Source organism: Cupriavidus sp. CP313, from assembly GCF_054072015.1.
In genome coordinates, this window is record NZ_JBSVZB010000004.1 from 241,128 (window position 1) to 260,727 (window position 19,600).

At 68.1% G+C, this 19,600-nt stretch carries 20 protein-coding genes and 1 pseudogene; 9 read left to right on the forward strand and 12 right to left on the reverse strand.

What is annotated here, in order from left to right; genetic code table 11:
* Window positions 1-45: 45 nt before the first annotated feature.
* Entirely contained in the window at window positions 46-573 is a 528-nt protein-coding gene (locus ACW4E8_RS07635) for an FKBP-type peptidyl-prolyl cis-trans isomerase (RefSeq protein WP_456803953.1), read from the reverse strand.
* Between the two features lie 11 nt (window positions 574-584).
* Here ACW4E8_RS07635 and ACW4E8_RS07640 point away from each other — a divergent pair, with 11 nt between their 5' ends.
* Window positions 585-1,790 (forward strand): ribosomal protein uL16 3-hydroxylase, encoded by a 1,206-nt coding sequence (locus ACW4E8_RS07640; RefSeq protein WP_456803954.1) that lies wholly within the window; start codon window positions 585-587, stop codon window positions 1,788-1,790.
* 199 nt (window positions 1,791-1,989) lie between these two features.
* Window positions 1,990-2,235 carry a hypothetical protein gene (locus ACW4E8_RS07645; RefSeq protein WP_456803955.1) on the forward strand — a complete coding sequence of 82 codons (246 nt, stop codon included), beginning with the start codon at window positions 1,990-1,992 and terminating at the stop codon, window positions 2,233-2,235.
* Window positions 2,236-2,328: 93 nt separating this feature from the next.
* Here the strand turns inward: ACW4E8_RS07645 and ACW4E8_RS07650 are convergent, their stop codons facing one another.
* From ACW4E8_RS07650 to ACW4E8_RS07680, 7 genes are all read right to left on the reverse strand, one after another.
* On the reverse strand, window positions 2,329-3,117 hold the full coding sequence (locus tag ACW4E8_RS07650) for an MBL fold metallo-hydrolase (protein ID WP_456803956.1): 789 nt from the start codon (window positions 3,115-3,117) through the stop codon (window positions 2,329-2,331).
* Window positions 3,118-3,184: 67 nt separating this feature from the next.
* Window positions 3,185-4,420, reverse strand: a complete 1,236-nt coding sequence (gene bamC / locus ACW4E8_RS07655; protein WP_456803957.1) for an outer membrane protein assembly factor BamC — start codon at window positions 4,418-4,420, stop codon at window positions 3,185-3,187.
* Between the two features lie 48 nt (window positions 4,421-4,468).
* A complete protein-coding gene (gene dapA / locus ACW4E8_RS07660) occupies window positions 4,469-5,353 on the reverse strand; it encodes a 4-hydroxy-tetrahydrodipicolinate synthase (RefSeq protein WP_456803958.1) in 885 nt (294 codons plus the stop codon).
* A gap of 137 nt (window positions 5,354-5,490) precedes the next feature.
* Window positions 5,491-6,069, reverse strand: coding sequence for a class I SAM-dependent methyltransferase (locus ACW4E8_RS07665; RefSeq protein WP_456803959.1), 579 nt, complete (start codon window positions 6,067-6,069; stop codon window positions 5,491-5,493).
* 16 nt (window positions 6,070-6,085) lie between these two features.
* Window positions 6,086-6,751: a site-2 protease family protein gene (locus ACW4E8_RS07670; RefSeq protein WP_013956158.1), complete on the reverse strand. Its 666-nt coding sequence runs from the start codon at window positions 6,749-6,751 to the stop codon at window positions 6,086-6,088.
* Window positions 6,752-6,830: 79 nt separating this feature from the next.
* The gene (locus ACW4E8_RS07675) at window positions 6,831-7,454 is read right to left on the reverse strand and encodes an L-threonylcarbamoyladenylate synthase (protein ID WP_456803960.1); all 624 of its coding nucleotides are present in this window, start codon (window positions 7,452-7,454) and stop codon (window positions 6,831-6,833) included.
* A 71-nt stretch (window positions 7,455-7,525) separates the two neighbouring features.
* The gene (locus ACW4E8_RS07680; protein WP_456803961.1) at window positions 7,526-8,371 is read right to left on the reverse strand and encodes a 3',5'-nucleoside bisphosphate phosphatase; all 846 of its coding nucleotides are present in this window, start codon (window positions 8,369-8,371) and stop codon (window positions 7,526-7,528) included.
* 171 nt (window positions 8,372-8,542) lie between these two features.
* Here ACW4E8_RS07680 and ACW4E8_RS07685 point away from each other — a divergent pair, with 171 nt between their 5' ends.
* Window positions 8,543-9,628 (forward strand): NAD(P)/FAD-dependent oxidoreductase, encoded by a 1,086-nt coding sequence (locus tag ACW4E8_RS07685; protein ID WP_456803962.1) that lies wholly within the window; start codon window positions 8,543-8,545, stop codon window positions 9,626-9,628.
* Between the two features lie 16 nt (window positions 9,629-9,644).
* On the opposite strand, the gene ACW4E8_RS07690 is transcribed toward ACW4E8_RS07685, so the two are convergent.
* Window positions 9,645-10,544 (reverse strand): alpha/beta fold hydrolase, encoded by a 900-nt coding sequence (locus tag ACW4E8_RS07690; RefSeq protein ID WP_456803963.1) that lies wholly within the window; start codon window positions 10,542-10,544, stop codon window positions 9,645-9,647.
* 168 nt (window positions 10,545-10,712) lie between these two features.
* Between ACW4E8_RS07690 and ACW4E8_RS07695 the strand changes: the two genes are divergently transcribed.
* The gene (locus ACW4E8_RS07695; RefSeq protein ID WP_456803964.1) at window positions 10,713-12,443 is read left to right on the forward strand and encodes an acyl-CoA synthetase; all 1,731 of its coding nucleotides are present in this window, start codon (window positions 10,713-10,715) and stop codon (window positions 12,441-12,443) included.
* Here the strand turns inward: ACW4E8_RS07695 and ACW4E8_RS07700 are convergent.
* Window positions 12,440-13,363 (reverse strand): LysR family transcriptional regulator, encoded by a 924-nt coding sequence (locus tag ACW4E8_RS07700; protein ID WP_456803965.1) that lies wholly within the window; start codon window positions 13,361-13,363, stop codon window positions 12,440-12,442. The genes ACW4E8_RS07695 and ACW4E8_RS07700 overlap by 4 nt on opposite strands.
* A 63-nt stretch (window positions 13,364-13,426) precedes the next feature.
* Here ACW4E8_RS07700 and ACW4E8_RS07705 point away from each other — a divergent pair.
* Window positions 13,427-14,679 (forward strand): annotated as a pseudogene (locus tag ACW4E8_RS07705) (serine hydrolase domain-containing protein).
* Between the two features lie 39 nt (window positions 14,680-14,718).
* Window positions 14,719-15,924, forward strand: a complete 1,206-nt coding sequence (locus ACW4E8_RS07710) for an MFS transporter (RefSeq protein WP_456803966.1) — start codon at window positions 14,719-14,721, stop codon at window positions 15,922-15,924.
* Between the two features lie 17 nt (window positions 15,925-15,941).
* On the opposite strand, the gene ACW4E8_RS07715 is transcribed toward ACW4E8_RS07710, so the two are convergent.
* Complete coding sequence (locus ACW4E8_RS07715; protein WP_456803967.1) at window positions 15,942-16,823, reverse strand: ferritin-like domain-containing protein; 882 nt, start codon at window positions 16,821-16,823, stop codon at window positions 15,942-15,944.
* Between the two features lie 137 nt (window positions 16,824-16,960).
* On the opposite strand from ACW4E8_RS07715, the gene ACW4E8_RS07720 reads away from it, so the two are divergent.
* From ACW4E8_RS07720 to ACW4E8_RS07730, 3 genes are all read left to right on the forward strand, one after another.
* Window positions 16,961-17,485 (forward strand): gamma carbonic anhydrase family protein, encoded by a 525-nt coding sequence (locus ACW4E8_RS07720; protein WP_010808992.1) that lies wholly within the window; start codon window positions 16,961-16,963, stop codon window positions 17,483-17,485.
* A 39-nt stretch (window positions 17,486-17,524) separates the two neighbouring features.
* Window positions 17,525-18,526 carry an Hsp33 family molecular chaperone HslO gene (hslO, locus tag ACW4E8_RS07725; protein WP_456803968.1) on the forward strand — a complete coding sequence of 334 codons (1,002 nt, stop codon included), beginning with the start codon at window positions 17,525-17,527 and terminating at the stop codon, window positions 18,524-18,526.
* A 104-nt stretch (window positions 18,527-18,630) separates the two neighbouring features.
* Window positions 18,631-19,053, forward strand: a complete 423-nt coding sequence (locus ACW4E8_RS07730; protein WP_456803969.1) for a hypothetical protein — start codon at window positions 18,631-18,633, stop codon at window positions 19,051-19,053.
* A 55-nt stretch (window positions 19,054-19,108) separates the two neighbouring features.
* Here ACW4E8_RS07730 and ftsB read toward each other — a convergent pair whose 3' ends face one another.
* Window positions 19,109-19,450 (reverse strand): cell division protein FtsB, encoded by a 342-nt coding sequence (gene ftsB / locus ACW4E8_RS07735; RefSeq protein WP_456803970.1) that lies wholly within the window; start codon window positions 19,448-19,450, stop codon window positions 19,109-19,111.
* Between the last annotated feature and the right edge of the window lie 150 nt (window positions 19,451-19,600).

Genomic DNA, 19,600 nt, shown 5'->3' on the forward strand with positions numbered 1-19,600 from the left:
AAAAGCCGGCTGCGGCCGGCTTTTTCATGGGGTGCGGAAATACGATCAGTGCAGCGTGCGCGGCGTGTCGTCGTCCTCGTCCTCATCCACGACTTCAACGCCGGAGGCGCCATGGGCGTGGCCGTGCTCGATTTCGTCGGCGGTGGCCTCGCGGACTTCAGAAACTTTCAGCCAGAAGCGCAGCGCCATGCCGGCCAGCGGATGGTTGCCATCCAGCACGACCTTGTCCTCGGCCACGTCGGTCACCGTGTAGATGACGGAGTCCTCTTCGTCGCCGTCCTCGGGCATGCCTTCAAACTGCATGCCGACTTCCAGCGGCTCGGGGAAGCGGTTGCGCGGCTCGACCTTCACCATATCGGCGTCGTAGTCGCCGAACGCGTCTTCCGGCTCCAGCTGCAGCTGGGTCTCGAAGCCCGCGTCATGACCGTCGAGCGCTTCCTCGATCTTGGGGAACGTGCCATCATACCCGCCGTGCAAATAGACCATGGCTTCATCTGACTCCTCGATCAGATTGCCTTGCGTGTCCGATAGCTTGTACATCACGGACACCACAGTATTCTTAGCGATTTTCAATTCTTGACTCCATGAACGATTCCGCATTATACGCGCAGGCCCTGCCCCCTGGCCCCGTCGATCCAGACACTCCGCTCGACCTGCTTGGTGGCATGACGCCTGCTGCATTCATGCGGGATGTCTGGCATCGCAAGCCCCTGCTGATTCGACAGGCAGTACCCGGAATCGTGCCGCCTGTGTCGCGCGAGGCTCTTTTCGACCTGGCCGACAGCGACGACGTCGAATCGCGCCTGGTGACGCACTTCCGCAACCGCTGGAAACTCGCGCATGGCCCATTTGCGCGCGAAAACCTGCCCGGCGTCAAGGCCCGCCAGTGGACCCTGCTGGTGCAAGGGGTAAATCTGCACGACGCCGGCGCTGCGGAACTGATGGGCCGCTTCCGTTTCGTGCCCGACGCTCGCCTGGATGATCTGATGATCAGCTACGCCACCGACGGCGGCGGCGTGGGCCCGCACTTCGACTCCTACGACGTGTTCCTGCTGCAAGTCTCGGGCCGGCGTCGCTGGCGCATTTCGTCGCAGACCAGCCTTGAGCTGATCCCGGACATGCCGCTGAAGATCCTCGCCGACTTCAACGCGGAACAGGAATGGGTGCTCGAACCCGGCGACATGCTCTACCTGCCCCCGCAATATGCGCACGATGGCATTGCCGAGGGCGAATGCATGACCTGCTCGATCGGCTTCCGCGCGCCGGCCTACCGCGAGCTGGCCGGGCATTTCCTGGCCTGGCTGTCTGAAACGGTCGAAGACAACGAAGACCTCGGCGGCCGTTATGCCGACGCCGGCGAGCGCGCCGCCACGCGGCCCGCGCAGTTGCCCGCCGGCATGGCCAAGGCAGTCGCCGAGCGGCTCAAGGCGCTCCAATGGAATAGCCAGATGGTGTCTGAATTCCTCGGCAGCCATCTGTCCGAACCCAAACCTGGCGTTGAATTTGCAGAGATACCTGACATGCCGTTGCGCCGTTATGCGACACTGGCGGCCCACCATGGTGTCGTACTGCCATCGGCATCGATTGCTCTTTACGACCGCGCGAATTTCTTCCTCAATGGAGAAGCCTACGAGCCGCCGGCCGAACTGATGCAGTGGCTGAAAAAGTTGGCCGATTATCGGCAGCTTAGTGGCGAAGATGTTGCGGCGTGCGCGGATCTACCCGATCTGATGGAAACTTTCCATCACTGGACGCTGGAAGGATGGCTGCAATTGGGTCCGCGGCTGTAATAATGCGTAACATTGCGAATCAGTAAATTTCGGCGCTACACAAGCCGGGAAAACGCGGATATAATCGTTGGCTGGCTAGTACTGTGGACCATTGCATTTGTCGGGACCCGGGAGGGCCTCTATTTTGCAGTTCAAGAGCGATAATTACCGGTAATTATTCATCGCCTGTTTTCCGTTATTACAAGTTAAAGGACGAACAATGAAGAAGTCTCTCCTGATCGCATCGCTGCTGGCCGCTGTTGCTCTCGCCGCTTGCGGCAAGAAGGAAGAAGCTGCCGCTCCGGCCGCTGACACGGCTGCTCCGGCTGCTGCCGCTCCGGCTGCTGAAGCTTCGGCTCCCGCTGCTGCAGCCCCGGCTGCTGCGGCTGCTGACGCTTCGGCTCCCGCTGCTGAAGCCCCGGCTGCTCCGGCTGCTGACGCTTCGGCTCCGGCTGCCAAGCAGTAATCGGTTCCTGACCGATGAAAAAACCGGCCTTCGGGCCGGTTTTTTTATTTGGGCGCCGCTACCGCACTGCGCCCTGCTGCATCCAGGTATCCCTCAGGCGCGCACCGCCTGCCAGTCCAGGCCCTCGTCCTGGTCTGCCACCAGCACCTCGGTCGGCAGCGCACCCAATGCCACCGCCAGCGCCCCGGTTGCCAGCTCACGCGTATTGTTCTGCTTGCTGAGGTGGGCCGCGACCACGCGGTTCAGGCCGGCATGGGCAACTTGCGCCAGGATACTGGCCGCCACTTCATTGGCCAGGTGGCCGAAGTCCCCGCCGATGCGCCGCTTCAGCGAAGCCGGGTAGACCGAATTGCGCAGCATCTCGCGGTCATGGTTGCATTCCAGCACCAGCGCATCCACGCCTGCCAGGCGCGCCGTCACGTAAGGCGTCTCCATGCCCGCATCGGTCAGCACGCCCAGCCTCGCCTGCCCGTCCGACAAGACGAACTGCAGCGGCTCGCGCGCATCGTGCGGCACGGTGTACGGCAGCACCTGCAGTCCGCCGATGGCAATGGCATGGTCGGCGCAGCAGACGCGCACGTCGGCCGCATCGGCGCCGCGCAGGTGCGAGGTCGCCAGCCAGGTGCCGTGGCTGGTGTAGACCGCCAGGCGATGGCGGGCGGCAAAGGCATAGGCCGAGCCGACGTGGTCGCCATGCTCATGCGTGACCAGCACGGCGTCGAGCTGGTCCGGCGCGACGCCCAGGCGCTCCAGGCGCCGGGCGGTCTCGCGGATGCCGAAGCCGCAGTCCAGCAGCACGCGCGTGGTGGTGGTGTCTTCGCGGGATTCGATCAGCAGCGAGTTGCCCTCGCTGCCGCTGCCGAGGAAGGCGAAGCGCATCATGGCTGCGCCCTCCCCGCCAGGCACCGGCCAGGACGGCCGGCTGGCAAGCCAGCAGTCATGCGCCGGCTCAGTGCAGTTGCTCGTCGATCAGCGACAGGATGCGCTTGCCGATTTCGCCGTTCTCAGGCTGGCCGGCATCGTTGAGCACCGTCACCAGCGTGCCGCTGCCCGTGCCCTTGAGCGCCACGCGATACTTCTTGGCGGTCTTGCCATCGTCCGGCTTGGTGAACAGCTTGGAGAAGAAGCCGCGGCTGTCGGCGACGGTGCGCGGGTCGACATAGCGCACGTAGTACAGGCCCTGGCCGCGGTCGCGGTCCTCAACGGTGAAGTTCACGCGGTCCAGCGACAGGCCGACCGAGCGCCAGGCGCGGTCGAACGGTTCGGGCAGCTGCAGCGCCGGGGCGCCGTTGACCTGGGCCAGGTACGACTTGGCCGGCGCGGCGCCATCGGCACCAGCAGCGGCGGCTGCGGTGCCGGCAGCGGCGGCCGTGCCCGCAGCGGCTGCGGTATTGCCCGCCGCCGCCGGGTTCTTGGCCATGCGGTCGGCCTGTTCCTTCTGCACGCCCAGGCGCTGGGCCAGGCGCGACAGGAATTCGGCTTCCAACTCAGGATCGGCCGGACGCGGGGTCCAGACCGTGCTCGACTTGTCGATGCCGGTCAGCTGCTCCTGCGCACCGCGGTGGCTGATGAAGACTTCCAGCGTGCCGTTCTGCGCGCGCTCGACGCGGGTGCGGAACTTGTCGCGCTCCGAGGTCGAGTACAGGCCGTCGAAGACCTTGCCGATGGTGTTGCGGATGATGTCCTGCGGGATCTTGGCGCGGTTCTCGGCCCAGTCCGTTTCCATGATGCCGGTCTCGGGCGAGTCCTGCACCAGCAGGAAACCGCTTTCCTGCCAGAAGCCGCGCAGCTGCTGCCACAGCTGATCGCCGCGCATGCCGTTGCTGATCACCAGCCAGCGCTGGTTGCCGTCGCGCTCCATGCGGATGCCCTGGGCGGAGGGCAGCACGTTCTCGCTCGGGGATTGCTCGCGCACCTTGGTGGCCTGGCTGTACGTCGACAGCGTCGAGGTGCCGTTCGCATCGGGCACCGAATAGCGGCGATCGCCCTCCAGCTTGGTCAGGTCGGGCGGGATATCCAGCGTAGGCGTGCGCTTCGAGGCCGACGACTTGTAGTCGATCTTGTCCGGCTGCATCGCTTCGTTGATGCTGCTGCAGCCGGTGATCACGCCAGCGGCGAGCACGGGCACAACCAGGGCGGCGCGGCGGACTTGCGTCGCGCCGCGGCGGTTAAGCTTCAGTTTCATTGACACGCAATCCTAGTAGGTGGAGCGACAGCAGGACGCCGCGAAAGATCAAGCCAGCAGGCCGGCGGCGGCCAGTGCCTTGCGTACATAGTCATAGTTGCCCTCGGACAGCGGGGTCAGCGGCAGGCGGATACCGCCTTCCATCCTGCCCATCTGCTGGAGCGCCCACTTGACCGGGATCGGGTTGGCCTCGATGAACATGGCCTGGTTCAGCCCGATCAGCTCCATGTGCAGGCGGCGCGCGGTGACGACGTCGCCCTTGAGCGCCGCGACGCACATTTCGTGCATCTTGCGCGGTGCCACGTTGGCGGTGACCGAGATATTACCGTGGCCGCCCAGCAGGATCAGCGCAACCGCGGTGGGGTCGTCGCCACTGTAGATGGCAAAGCCTTCCGGCGCGTCCTTGATCAGCTGCGCGGCGCGGTCGATATTGCCCGTCGCTTCCTTGACGCCGACGATGCCCGGCACCTGCGCCAGGCGCAGGATGGTCTCGTTGTTCATGTCCGCGACCGTACGGCCCGGCACGTTGTACAGCAGCACCGGCAGCTCCACCGCTTCGGCGATGGTGCGGAAATGCCGGTACATGCCTTCCTGGGTCGGCTTGTTGTAGTACGGCACGACCTGCAGCGACGCATCGGCGCCCACCTTCTTGGCGAAGGCGGTCAGCTCGATGGCCTCCCTGGTGGAGTTGCCGCCGGTGCCCGCGATGATCGGGATGCGCTTGCCGGCCTGCTCCACGGCAACGCGGATCAGTTCGCAGTGCTCCTCGACGGAAACCGTCGGGGACTCGCCGGTGGTGCCCACGATCACGATGCCGTCGGTGCCTTCGGCCACGTGCCAGTCGACCAGTGCGCGCAGGGCCGGGAAGTCCAGGCTGCCGTCTTCATGCATCGGGGTAACGATGGCGACGATGCTGCCGGTAATCTGTGTCATAAGGTTAAGGAATTCGGGATGCGAATAACGGGATTGTACCGGAACCGCAGGCCGCTTCGACCGCCGCCCGGACAGGGGTTGATACCAACTGTTTCAACGTGTGCAGCGGCATTCTCGCCGACAGCGCCATGCCTGGCTCAGGCGTCGAGCCGGTAGCGTGCCGGCGCAGGCGCATCGGCGCCCGCAGCCGCCTCGCGCACCGCACATATCCGCTGCACGAAGGCTGTTTTCGGCACTTCGACCAGGCCATCCTCATAGGCGACCACACGCAGGCCATACTGGCGCGCCACTTCGAGCAATTCGCCCGGCCGCAGCAGGAAATCCGGCCGCGACGGCTTGCCGACGGTTTCATTGCCTGCGGCAAAGGTCTCATGGATCCATACGCCGCCCGGCGCCAGCGCCGCCGCCAGGTGTGGCCACAGCGGCCGGTGCAGGTAATTGGTGACGACGATGGCGTCGAACGGCGCCTCGCCGGCCAGCGGCCAGGCGCCCTGCTCCAGGTCGGCCTGCCGGCCGGTCACGCCGGCCGGCAGGCCGGCGATGGCCTCGGCGTCGCGGTCGACGGCCAGCACCGGATGGCCGCGCGCCGCCAGCCAGGCGGCATGGCGGCCGCTGCCGCAGGCCAGGTCCAGCACGCGGGCGCCGGGGCGCAGCAGGCGGGCCCAGCGGGCAACCCAGGCGGAAGGGGCCGAAAGCCCGGCATGCGATAGCGTCATGGCGTTCCCCGGCACGTCAATGCAGCAGCATCACAATCGGGCGCAGCAGCAGCTCGATCAGCGACATCAGCACATTGACCACCGGCGTCATCCAGACCGTGGTGATCACGCCCGCGGCCACCAGCGCCAGCACCACGAAGATGCCGTATGGCTCGATGCGCGACACCGCGCGGGCAATGCCCTGCGGCAGCAGCGCGGTCAGCACGCGGCCGCCGTCCAGCGGCGGCACCGGGAACAGGTTGAAGGCCGCCACCACCAGGTTGACGCGCACGCCCGCCAGCGCCATCTCGCCGAAAAACGGCTCGCGCACGCCGCCCCAGGTCAGGCCGATGGCCAGCAGCACCCAGACGAAGGCCTGCACCACATTGCTGGCCGGCCCGGCCAGCGCCACCCACATGCCGTGCCAGCGCGGGTTGCGCAGGCGCTCGAACGCCACCGGCACCGGCTTGGCATAGCCGAACACGAACTGGCCGCTGGTCATGATGTAGAGCAGCAGCGGCACCGCGATTGTGCCGATCGGATCGATATGGCGGATCGGGTTCAGGCTGACGCGCCCGAGCGCATAGGCCGTGTCGTCGCCGAACAGCTTGGCCACGTAGCCGTGCGACGCCTCATGCAGCGTGATGGCGAACAGCACCGGCAGGGCATAGACCGCGAAGGTCTGGATAAGGGAGGAATCCATGGTCCCTATTGTAACGGCCCGGCGCCTCCCGGGCGCACGCTTGTGCACCCGACAAGCGGGGTGGCAGCGCCTGGGGAACTCAGAGCCCGAAGCGCTCGACGTCGCCGCGGCCCGCGCGGATCAGCTCGGGCTCGCCGCCGGTCAGGTCGATCACCGTGGTCGGCTGCGCCGGCGCCGGGCCGCCGCACACCACCAGGTCAAGCTGCTTCTCCAGCCGCGCGCGGATTTCCGCCGGGTCGTTGAGCGGCTCTTCGTCGCCCGGCATCTGCAGCGTGGCCGAGATCAGCGGCTCGCCGGTCTCGCCCAGCAGTGCCAGCGGAATCGCGTGTTCAGGCACGCGCACGCCGATGGTCTTGCGCGCCGGGTGCGACAGCCGCCGCGGCACTTCCTTGGTGGCTTCCAGGATGAACACGTACGGGCCCGGCGTGGCGCCCTTGAGCCAGCGGTACTGCCGGTTGTCGACGCGGGCAAAGTTGCCGAGCTCGGACAGGTCGCGGCACATCAGCGTCAGGTGGTGGCGGTCATCGATGCCGCGCAGCCGGCGCAGGCGCTCGACGGCGCCCTTGTCGTCGAGCCGGCAGGCCAGCGCATAGCTGGAATCGGTCGGCAGCGCAATCAGGCCGCCCTTCTGCAGGATCTGGGCGGCCTGCTTGACCAGGCGCGACTGCGGATTGAGCGGATGGATCTCGAAGTACTGTGACATGGACCAGGGTGGCGGATTCAGACAGATCGGAGCGGAATCTGGGGGGTACCCCGGCCAGGCCGGGCTTGCGTCTACCAGTCGTGCCAGACCGGCGTCACCGTCGGCGGCAGCGGCGGCAGCTTGCCCAGCTCAACGCGCCCTTCGCCGGGGCCGTGGAAGTCCGTGCCGCGCGAGGCCAGCAGCCCGTAGTGGCGGGCCACCTCGGCATAGCGGCGGTACTGGTCGGGCGTGTGGCTGCCGGTCACGACCTCGACGGCGCCACCGCCCAGGGCGGTGAATTCATCGAACAGCGCGTCGTGCTGGGTATCGGTGTAGTTGTAGCGGCCCGGGTGCGCGATCACGGCGATGCCGCCGGCGGCGCGGATCCAGCCGACTGCGTCGCCCAGGCTGGCCCAGCGGTGGCCGACATAGCCGGGGCGGCCCTCCGACAGGTATTTGCTGAAGACGTCGCCGACGGTGGCGCAACGGCCCTGGTCGACCAGCCAGCGCGCAAAGTGCGTGCGCGAGATCAGGTCCGGGTTGCCCACGTGCTGCAGCGCCCCTTCATAGGCGCCGGTGATGCCCACTTTTGCCAGCGCGTCAGCGATATCGCGCGCGCGGCGCGCGCGGCCCGAGCGGGTATCGGTCAGGCCATCGATCAGCTCCGGGCAGAACGGGTCGATCTGCAGCCCGACGATATGCACGGTCTGCCCGGCCCAGGTCACCGAGATTTCCACGCCCGGCACATAGCGCATGCCGAATTCCTCGGCCGCGGCACGCGCCTCGGCCTGCCCGCCCAGTTCGTCGTGGTCGGTCAGCGCCCAGAACGCGACACCCGCGTCGCGGGCGATTTCCGCGATGGCGCGCGGCGCCAGCGTGCCGTCAGACACGGTGGAATGGCAATGCAGGTCGGCATTGATGGCGTGGGCGTTTTGCATGGGGCCATTCTACTCCCGTCGCCCCCTCCATGCGTGACGCCGGCGCACCCTGGGGAAGCCATGCCAAAGCCCTGCCGGCAACGCTGGCGTCGGCGGAAACGGGCGATGTGCGGGGTATAGTCGGGCCTTGCACCGTCTTTTTGCGGGCACCTGGCGTGCCCGCCATGCCCAATGCCCACCGCTACCCCCCTCGCAGCCGCCCCCGTCACCACCACCGATGTCCTGATCGTGGGCGCCGGCCCAGTCGGGCTCTTTGCCGCGTTCCAGGCCGGCGTGCTCGGCCTCAAATGCGAGCTGATCGATGTGCTGGACCGCGCCGGCGGCCAGTGCACCGAGCTCTATCCCGAAAAACCGATCTACGACATCCCCGCCGTGCCGGGCTGCCTGGCGCAGGACCTGGTCGACCGGCTGCTGGAGCAATGCGCGCCGTTCGCCTTCCCGATGCACTTCGGCCAGCGCGCGGAAAGCGTGTCTGAAATCCCGGCACAGCCCGCGCCGGAGAAACATGCCGCGCACGAACGCCTGCTGGTGACCACCGACGGCGGCAAGCGCTTCGACGTCGCCGCGGTGCTGGTCTGCGCCGGCGTGGGCGCGTTTGCGCCGCAGCGCGTAGCGCTGCCGGAAGCGCCGGCGCTGGAAGGCCGCCACGTGCACTATGCCGTGCGCGATGTGTCGCGCTTTGCCGGCAAGCGCGTGGTGGTGGCCGGCGGCGGCGACTCGGCGCTGGACTGGGCGCTGGCGCTGCGCAAGGTGGCCGCGCGCGTGACGCTGCTGCACCGGCGCGAAGGCTTCCGCGCGGCCGACGGCACCGTCGCGGAAATGCACGAGGCGGTGGCGGCCGGCGAGATGGATTTCGTGGTCGGCATGCTCGGCGCCCTGCGCACCGAAGGCCAGGACGGCCCGCTGACCGAGGTCGAGGTGCGCACCCGCGACGGCAGCACGGTGCTGCCCGCCGATGAACTGGTGGCGCTGTACGGCCTGGTGTCCGAGCCGGGCCCGATCGCGCACTGGGACATGGACATGCGCGCCGGCCGCATCCTGGTCGACACCACCACTTATGAAAGCTCGCGCCGGGGCATCTTTGCCGCGGGCGATATCGCCTATTACACCAACAAGCAGAAGCTGATCCTGTCAGGCTTCCACGAGGCCGCGCTGGCGCTGCGCCGCGCCTACCACTACGCCTTCCCGGAAAAGGCGCTGGTGCACGTGCACACCAGCAACAACGCCGCGCTGAAGGAAAAGCTGACGCACGCCTGAGCGGCGGCGGCAGCGCTCACACCGCGCTGCAGAACGACTCCACCAGCTCCGCCACCGCGGCGGGCTGGTCGTGATGCAGCATGTGGCCGGCGTCATCGACCACCGCCTCACGGAAGTCACGGAACGCGCGGAAGCGCTCCTTAAATTCGTCGATGGTCTGCTTGTGTGCGATATTGCGCAGCGTCTCCGAATCGCGCGCTTCCACATGCAGCACTGGCGCGCTGACCTGCTCCCAGACCGCCGTCACCTCATCGAGCCGGTACAGCATCGGGTTGACCAGCTTGTGCGCCGGGTCTCCCAGGATCTCCCAGCGGCCGTCCGCATTGCGGCGCGACCAGTGCGCGGCCAGGAAGGCGGCACGGTCGTCGGGCAGGCGCGGGTTGGTCTTCTGCAGCCGGGCGGCAACGCCGTCCACGCTGTCATACGTCTTCAGTTCCGAGCCGGCGCGCAGTTCGTCGAGCCAGCGCGCAAAGCGCTTCGGCGCATGCACCGGCCGCGTCGCCGTCATGCCGAAGCCCTCCAGGTCCACCACGCGGCGCACGCGCTGCGGGCGGATGCCGGCATACAGGCAGATCACGTTGGCGCCCATGCTGTGGCCGACCAGGTCGACCTGGCCGTCGGGCTCGTAATGGTCGAGCAAGGCCTCCAGGTCGGCGATATAGTCGGCGAACCAGTAGGACTGCGTGCCCGGGTAGCGCGTGGGCCAGTCGGTCTCGCCAAACCCGCGCCAGTCCGGCGCAATCACGTGCCAGTCGCCGCGCAGGTGGTCGACCAGGAACTGGAACGACGCGGCCACATCCATCCAGCCATGCAGCATGAACAGCTTGCGCGCGCCGGGCTTGCCCCAGTGGCGCACGTGGTAGCGCAGCCCGCGCAACGTGATAAATTCAGACCGCGAGGTTTCCTTGATTGTCATTGTCTCCACCCTGGCGCGTGGGTCTTCCTGCCGCTGGGCGCGGCGCCACGGGGGCTGGCGAGGGAAGCCCACACAAAATAGAACGATCGTTCGCTTGCGGGCATTATAGCTGCCACCGCCATATCGGGGGCCGCGATTGCCGCGATCCGAACCTACCGGAGACTTTGGATGGCCGCAGCTGCCTTGCCGGCAAGCCGGCGCGACGACTACCGCGCCCTGTATGAATCCTTCCGCTGGGAAATCCCCCCGCATTTCAATATCGCCGAGGCCTGCTGCGGGCGCTGGGCGCGCGACTCGGCCACGATGGACCGCATCGCGGTCTATACCGAGCATGAGGACGGCCGCCGCAACGCGCATACCTTTGCCCATATCCAGGCCGAAGCCAACCGCCTGTCGGCGGCGCTGCGCGCACTGGGCGTGGCGCGTGGCGACCGCGTGGCGATCGTGATGCCGCAGCGGATCGAGACCGTGATCGCGCATATGGCGATCTACCAGCTCGGCGCCATCGCCATGCCGCTGTCGATGCTGTTCGGGCCCGAGGCGCTGGCCTACCGCATCGCACACAGCGAAGCCAACGTGGCGATCGCCGACGAGACTTCCATCGACAATGTGCTGGCCGCGCGCCCGGAATGCCCGACGCTGGCCACCGTGATTGCCGCCGGCGGCGCGCATGGCCGCGGCGACTACGACTGGGACGTGCTGCTGGCCGCGCAGCTGCCCGCCTTTACCGCCGAGCAGACCAAGGCCGACGAAGCCGCCGTGCTGATCTACACCAGCGGCACCACCGGCCCGCCCAAGGGCGCACTGATCCCGCACCGCGCGCTGATCGGCAACCTGACCGGCTTTGTCTGCTCGCAGAACTGGTATCCGCAGGACGACGACGTGTTCTGGAGCCCCGCCGACTGGGCCTGGACCGGCGGCCTGTGGGATGCGCTGATGCCAGCGCTGTATTTCGGCAAGCCCATCGTCGGCTACCAGGGACGCTTCTCCGCCGAGCGCGCCTTTGAGCTGCTGGAGCGCTACGCCGTCACCAACACCTTCCTGTTCCCGACCGCGCTCAAGCAGATGATGAAGGCCTGCCCCGAGCCGCGGCAGCGCTACGACATCAGGCTGCGTGCGCTGATGAGCGCCGGCGAGGCCGTGGGCGAGACCGTGTTCGGCTGGTGCCGCGATGCGCTGGGCGTGATCGTCAACGAGATGTTCGGCCAGACCGAGATCAACTACATCGTCGGCAACTGCACCGCGCAGAACGACGACAACCAGCTGGGCTGGCCGGCACGGCCGGGCCCGATGGGACGCCCCTATCCGGGCCACCGCGTGCAGGTGATCGACGACGAAGGCCGCCCCTGCCCGCCCGGCGAAGACGGCGAGGTGGCGGTATGCGCGACCGACAGCGCCGGGCATCCGGACCCGGTGTTCTTCCTCGGCTACTGGAAGAACGAGGCCGCCACCGCGGGCAAGTACACCGAGCGCGACGGCCTGCGCTGGTGCCGCACCGGCGACCTGGCACGCGTCGATGCCGACGGCTACCTGTGGTACCAGGGGCGTGCCGACGATGTGTTCAAGTCCTCGGGCTACCGCATCGGGCCCAGCGAGATCGAGAACTGCCTGCTCAAGCATCCGGCGGTGTCCAACTGCGCCGTGGTGCCCTCGCCCGACCCCGAGCGCGGCGCCGTGGTCAAGGCCTTCGTGGTGCTGACGCCGTCGGTGGCGCGCTCGTTCGACGGCGACGCGGCGCTGGTCACAGAGCTGCAGGCGCATGTGCGCGGCCAGCTGGCGCCGTATGAATACCCGAAGGCAATCGAGTTCATCGACCAGTTGCCGATGACCACCACCGGCAAGATCCAGCGGCGCGTGCTGCGCTTGCTGGAGGAAGAGCGCGCGGGCAAGCGCGCCTAGGCACGTCGTCGGGCCTGCCCAGCCGGCGCCTCGTCGGCAGGAAAAACCCGCGCGCACAGGAAATCAACCAACGCCCGCACCTTGGGCGAGGGATGCCTGCTCGCCGGCCAGAGCACATGAATGGCCTTGGCCGGCCCCACATGGCCCGACAGTACCTGGCACAGGCTGCCATCGGCCAGTTGCTCGCGGATGGCGAAATCCGGCAGGCAGGCAATGCCCAGGCCGCGCAGCGCAAAACACAGGCGCGTCTCGATGTTGTTGCAGATCATCGATGTCGGCAGCGCCAGCTCGGGCTCGCCGGGCGCGCGCCGCAGCGGCCAGGCCTCGAGCTTGCCGGTGTGGGGAAAACGGTAATGCAGGCAAGCATGGCCGGCCAGGTCGGCAGGCACCTTCGGCGTGCCACGCTGCGCCAGGTACTCGGGCGATGCCACCAGCATCGCCTGGAACGCACCCAGCTTGCGCGCCGACAGGCGCGAGTCGGCGGGCTCGCCGGTGCGGACCACCGCATCGAAGCCCTCCTCGATGACATCGACCAGCTGGTCGGTGAAATCCAGGTCCAGCTCGATGTCCGGATACGCGCGCATGAAATCGCCCAGCACGGGCAAGACCAGTGAGCTGACCAGCGGCAAGCTCACCCGCAGGCGGCCGCGCGGCGCCGCGGTGGCTTCGGCCAGTTCCAGCTCCGCCGCGTCGATCTCGGCGAGCACGCGCCGGCTGCGCTCCAGGAACAGCGTGCCTTCGGCGGTCAGCGTCACGCTGCGCGTGCTGCGATGGAACAGCCGTACGCCGAGCCTTTCTTCCAGCCGCGCCACGCTCTTGCCGACGGCAGAGGCCGACACCCCCAGCAAGCGCCCCGCCGCGACAAAACTGCGGGTCTCGGCCACCTGCACAAACACTGCGAAGCCACTGAGGCTGTCCATGATGCCCCCGATTGCGGACACAAAGTTCCGGAGAAAAAGGAACTGTAGCCCACTTTTTCTTTAATGGCTGGTTCCTTATCGTGGGCGGGTCGCTTATTGAACAAGGAATCCGCTGTGTCCCTCCCCGCGATTGCACCGCGCCCAGGTGTGTCCCCTGCATTCCGCGCGCCCCTGAATGCGCGCATCGACGCCGTGGTCCGGCAGGCGCTGGAGCAACGGCGACTGGTCGGCGCCGTCGTGCTGGCCAGCCGCGACGGCGAACTGGTCCACCAGCAGGCGGCAGGCCTGGCCGATCGGGAAAGCGGACAGCCGATGCGCATGGATGCGGTCTTCCGGCTGGCTTCGGCAAGCAAGCCGATCGTCTCCGTGGCTGCACTGGTACTGGTGGCACAAGGCCATCTCGACCTTGACCAGGGTATCGACCGTTGGCTGCCCGAATTTTGCCCGCGCCTGGCCGATGGCCGACCGGCACTATCACGGCGCGGCAGCTGCTCAGCCATACCGCGGGGCTGGGCTATCGCTTCTTCGAGTCCGGCGAAGACGGACCCTATGCCCGCGCCGGTGTCTCCGACGGCATGGACGACACGACCATCAGCCTGGCGGAAAACCTGCGGCGCATCGCCAGCGTGCCCTTGCTGTACACACCCGGTACCGCGTGGGGCTACTCGCTCGCGACCGACGTGCTGGGCGCGCTGATCGAGCGCGTCCATGGCACGCCGCTGGACACAGCAGTGCGCCAGCTGGTGACCGGCCCGCTGGGCATGGACGACACCGGCTTCGTGGCACGCGATGCGCACCGCGTGCCGACGCCGTATGTGAATGACAACCCGCACCCGCAGCGCCTGCGCGAAAGCGAAGCTGTGCCCGTGGTCGAAGGCACGGTTGGCATTCCCTACAGCCCCGCCCGCATCTTCAATGCGCGGGCCTTCCCCTCCGGCGGCGCGGGCATGGCGGGCACGGCGCAAGACTTCCTGCGCCTGCTGGAGACCTTGCGCCAGGGCGGCGGCGCGTTGCTGCCATCCGCCCTGGTCGAGGACATGGCGCGCGACCAGACCGGCGGCCTGGACCTGCCCGATGCGCCGGGAACCGGCTTCGGGCTGGGCTTCTCGGTGCTGCGCGATCCGCGCCGGGCGGGTTCCCCGGAAGCCACCGGCACCTGGCGCTGGGGCGGCGCCTACGGCCACGCCTGGTTCGTCGACCGCAGCCAGGGACTGAGCGTGGTGGCGTTCACCAACACGCTGTACGAGGGCATGTCCGGCCGCTTTGTCACCGACCTGCGTGACGCGGTCTACGGTGTCGCCCCCGCTGCCGCGTAACCATCCACGCAACACATCACCCCTTATCAAGGCACCAACATGACGACAGCCACCAACACGCTTGCGAACGATGCACAGCAGGGCGCGCAGCCTGCGCGGCTACCGCTTCCGGCACTGCTTGCGCTTGCCGTCGCAGGCTTCATCACCGTCCTGACCGAGGCCTTGCCGGCAGGGCTGCTGCCGCAGATCGGCGCGGGCCTTGCCATCTCCGAGCCGCTTGCCGGCCAGCTCGTCACCATCTACGCCTTCGGTTCACTGGTGGCCGCCATGCCGCTGACGGCGGCCACGCAAGGGCTGCGGCGACGGCCGCTGCTGCTGCTTGCCATCGCGGGATTTGCCGTCGCCAACGCCGCGACGGCCTGGTCCGGCAACTATGTCCTGACGATGGCGGCGCGCTTCCTTGCGGGTGTCTCGGCCGGACTGCTGTGGGCGCTGCTGGCTGGCTATGCCGCGCGCATGGTTCCGGATCACCTCAAGGGTCGTGCCATTGCTGTCGCGATGGTTGGCATCCCCCTGGCCTTGTCGCTGGGCGTGCCATCCGGGACCTTCCTCGGTGCCCTCATGGGCTGGCGCGCGTGCTTCGGCATCATCAGCGTGCTGACGCTGGGCCTGATTGCCTGGGTGCTGGCCAGCGTGCCGGATTTTGCCGGCCAGCCCGCCGGCCAGCGGCTGCCGATCGCGCGCGTATTCACCGTGCCGGGCGTGCGTCCCGTGCTGTTCGTGACGCTCGCCTTCGTGCTGGCGCACAACATCCTCTACACCTATATCGCGCCGTTCCTGCGAGCCGGCAACGCCGGGGCACGGCTTGATCTGGTCCTGTTCGTGTTCGGCGTGGCCTCGCTCGCCGGCATCTGGATCACCGGCGTGCTGATCGACAAGTGGCTGCGGGCGCTGACGCTGGCCAGCACGCTGCTGTTCGGGCTTGCGGTGCTGGCGCTTGGGGCCGGGGGCGGGCACCCGGCCGTGGTCTATGCCGCGGCCGCGATCTGGGGCCTGGGCTTCGGCGGCGTCTCCACGCTGTTCCAGACGGCGCTGGCAAAGACCGCCGGCAAATCCGCGGACGTGGCCCAGTCGATGCTGGTCACGGCCTGGAATATTGCCATCGCCGGCGGCGGCGTCATCGGCGGGCTGCTGCTCGATGGCTTCGGGATCGGCGCATTCCCGCCCGTGCTGGCTGCCCTGCTCGCCGCAACCTGGCTGGCGGTCTGGTCGGCGCGCAAGCATGGCTTTCCGCCGCGCGGCTGAGGCACTGGACGGCAGGTCTAACCGGCCGATGCCTCCAGCCAGGCCAGTTCATCTTCATCAAAGCCCGCCGCGCGCCGCGCATCGAGATTGAACGGCCCGCGCAGCTTCGGCGCGCGGTACTGCTCGGCCAGCTGCGCGTAGGTGGTAACGGGGTCCAGGCCGCGCTGCGCGCACAGCCAGCGGTACCAGTGGTTGCCGATGGCGACGTGGCCGACCTCGTCGCGCAGGATGATGTCGATGATGGCCGCGGCGGCGTGGTCGCCGGCGCCGGCCAGCCTGGCGCGCACCGGCGGCGAGGCATCGAGCCCGCGCGCCTCCAGCGTGCGCGGCACCAGCGCCATGCGCGCCAGCACGTCGCCGGCGGTCTTGTCGGTCATCTCCCACAGGCTGTTGTGGGCAGGGAAGTCGCCGTAGGCCGCGCCCAGCGTGCCAAGGTGGCCGGCCAGCAGCGTGAAGTGGTACGCCTCTTCATCGGCCACGCGCAGCCAGTCGCGGTAGTAGCCGGGCGGCATGCCGGCGAAGCGCCAGGCCGCATCCAGCGCCAGGTTGATGGCATTAAACTCGATATGGCACAGCGCATGGATCATCGCCGCGCGCCCGGCCGGGGTATGCAGCGAGCGGCGCCGCTCGACGTCTTGCGGCGCCACCAGCGGCGGCCGCGCGGGGCGGCCGGGGATGGCCTGGCCGGCATCGGCCTGGATCGCCTCGCCGGCGGCAAGCGCCTCGTCCGGCAACGTTGTCACATGGCGGTAAAGTGCTCGCGCCGCCACGGACTTCTGCCGGGGATCCGTCATGCACAGCACCGCCAGCGCCTGGTGGCGCGGAGAAAGTGACGGTTCAGGCAAGGCGGCGGCGGGTGTTTTTTCTGGCATGAGCGTAAAATCCGGGTCTGCCGCCATTGTAGGGCCTGGCCGGTGCCCGACTGCCGGGCAAGCCGCGCAGTCGCCGTGGCGCCGCGCGCCCGCACCCTACCCTGGCCCTTTAAAGTCCGGCGGCAACCCCCACTTCAACAAAAGCCTTTCGTGCAGGAGACCTCATGGCGCTTTACCAGCTCGGCGACGTCAAGCCCAATATCGACAGCGATGCCTACGTGGCCCCCGAAGCCACCGTCATCGGCAACGTGACCCTCAAGTCCCGCGCCAGCGCCTGGCCCGGTGTCGTGATCCGCGGCGACAACGAACCGATCGTGGTGGGCGAGGACACCAACATCCAGGAAGGCTCGGTGCTGCATACCGACCCGGGCTGCCCGCTGACGCTGGGCGACAAGGTCTCGATCGGCCACCAGGCCATGCTGCATGGCTGCACCGTGGGCGAAGGCTCGCTGATCGGGATCCAGGCCGTGGTGCTGAACCGCGCCGTGATCGGCAAGGAATGCCTGGTCGGCGCCGGTGCCGTGGTGACCGAGGGCAAGGTCTTCCCGGACCGCTCGCTGATCCTGGGCGCGCCGGCCAAGGTGGTGCGCCAGCTGACCGACGCCGACGTCGCCAACCTGTACCGCAACGCCGAGACCTACGCCACCCGGCAGGCCATGTACAAGCAACAGCTCAAGCGGATCGGCTGACGACCGCGGCGGCACTTACCGAATCATCGACAGATTATTGTGACCGATACCACCACCCCCGACACCCTGCAGAAATTCCTGTTCGACGCGGCCCCCGTGCGCGGCGAGCTGGTGCGCATGGAAGCCACCTGGCAAGAAGTGCTGGGCCGCCACAGCTACCCCGCACCGGTGCGCCGGCTGCTGGGCGAGATGATCGCCGCCGCGGCGCTGCTGTCGGCCAACCTGAAGTTCAATGGGGCGCTGGTGATGCAGCTGCACGGCGACGGCCCGGTGCGCATGCTGGTGGTGGAATGCCTGTCCGACCTGTCGATGCGCGCCACCGCCAAGCTGGCCGAGGACGCGCACATCGCCGACGACGCCACGCTGGCGCAGATGGTCAACGCCCACGGCCACGGCCGCTTTGCCATCACGCTGGACCCGAAGGACAAGCTGCCGGGCCAGCAGGCGTACCAGGGCATCGTGCCGCTGGCCGACGCGCATGGCCCGCTGGCCTCGATCAGCGCCGTGCTGGAGCACTACATGCAGGCGTCCGAGCAGCTCGACACGCGCCTGTGGCTGGCGGCGGACGACCATGTCGCCGCCGGCATGCTGCTGCAGAAGCTGCCGGCCTACGGCGGCACCGCGGAAGTCGGCGAGACCGGCGCGCCGCTGGCCAGCCATGCCCGCGCGCAAGACCTGGACACCTGGGACCGCGCCGTGCAGCTGGGCGCCACGCTCAAGGCCGACGAACTGCTGTCCGAGACCCCCGACACCCTGCTGCGCCGCCTGTTCTGGGAAGACCTGCAGGCCGCCGGCCTGCGCGTGTTTGAGCCGCTGACGCCGCATTTCCATTGCTCTTGCTCGCGCCCCAAGGTGGCGGGCATGCTGCAGTCGCTGGGCCAGGAAGAGATCGAAGGCATCATCGCCGAGCGCGGCCAGGTCGAGATCCACTGCGACTTCTGCGGCCTGCGCTATGAGTTTGATCCGGTCGACTGCGCCCAGCTGTTCTCGGCCACCCATATCGCCACCGGCGCCGGTGCCGGCGCGCACCAGCACCACTGAGCGGCAGGCGCGGGGCGGCACGGCGGAAACAACCGCCTTGCCGTCCGGTCCAACGGCTGTACGATGGCAGCATCCAGCTGCCGCAAGCGAGCCTGAGAACAGCCATGTCCGCCCGAGCCACCCCCTCCCTGCCTGAATCTCCCGCCATCGTGCCGGCCGCGTTGCGCGGCATTGCCGCCTGCGCCGCGATCGGCGCACTGCTGCTGGCCGCCGGCTGCGCAGAGCTGCCGCGCGACGTCAACGGCTCGCCGCCCACGGCGCGGCTGGCGCCCAACGCCATCCCGCCAGCGCCGCTGACGGCCGACGACAAGCAGAAGCTCGACACGCTGAACCAGCAGATACTGCGCGAGCAGGCAGCCGCGATCGCGCTCGACCAGCAGGCCGCGGCCGCGCGCGCGGCTTATGGCTATCCGAACACGAGCTGGAACCTGTATTACGGGGGATGGGGTGGCGGCCACTGGGGCGGCGGCGTCAGCGTCGGCATGCCCGGCTGGGGCTGGGGTGGCTATCCGTACGGCTGGTGGTGACGGGCAGGCGGCGGGCTGGATCCAAGCCCACCGACAGTGAGAGGCAAGACGCCTCTTAGTGGCCGCCTCTTCCGGCGACCGAATTCGGCGGCGGCGGCAACGGCGGCGTGGCGCTGACGTTGGGCGCCGGCGCGACAAACTGCACGAAGACCTCGCCTTCCTTCACCATGCCCAGCTCATAGCGGGCACGTTCCTCGATCGCGCCGGTGCCGTCCTGCAGGTCGGCGACTTCCCCTTCCAGCTTGGCGTTGCGCAGCTTGAGCGTCTGGTTGCGGGTGCCCTCCTCGGTCAGTTGCCGGTTCAGGTCCCACACGCGCAGCCATCCGCCCTTGCCCAGCCAGAGTGGGTACTGGATGGCAAGCAGCAGCACGAACAACAGCAGCGAAATCAGGCGCATGAAAGATTGCGGACAGGAAATTCCGCACAATGATCTGCGAACTCAGCCTAGAAGGCAATTGCCAGGCAGATTTCGATACAAAAACGGCGGCGGCCAGGGAATCCCGGCCGCCGCCATTCCATTCGCTTGCTGCCGCTCCCGCGCAAGCGG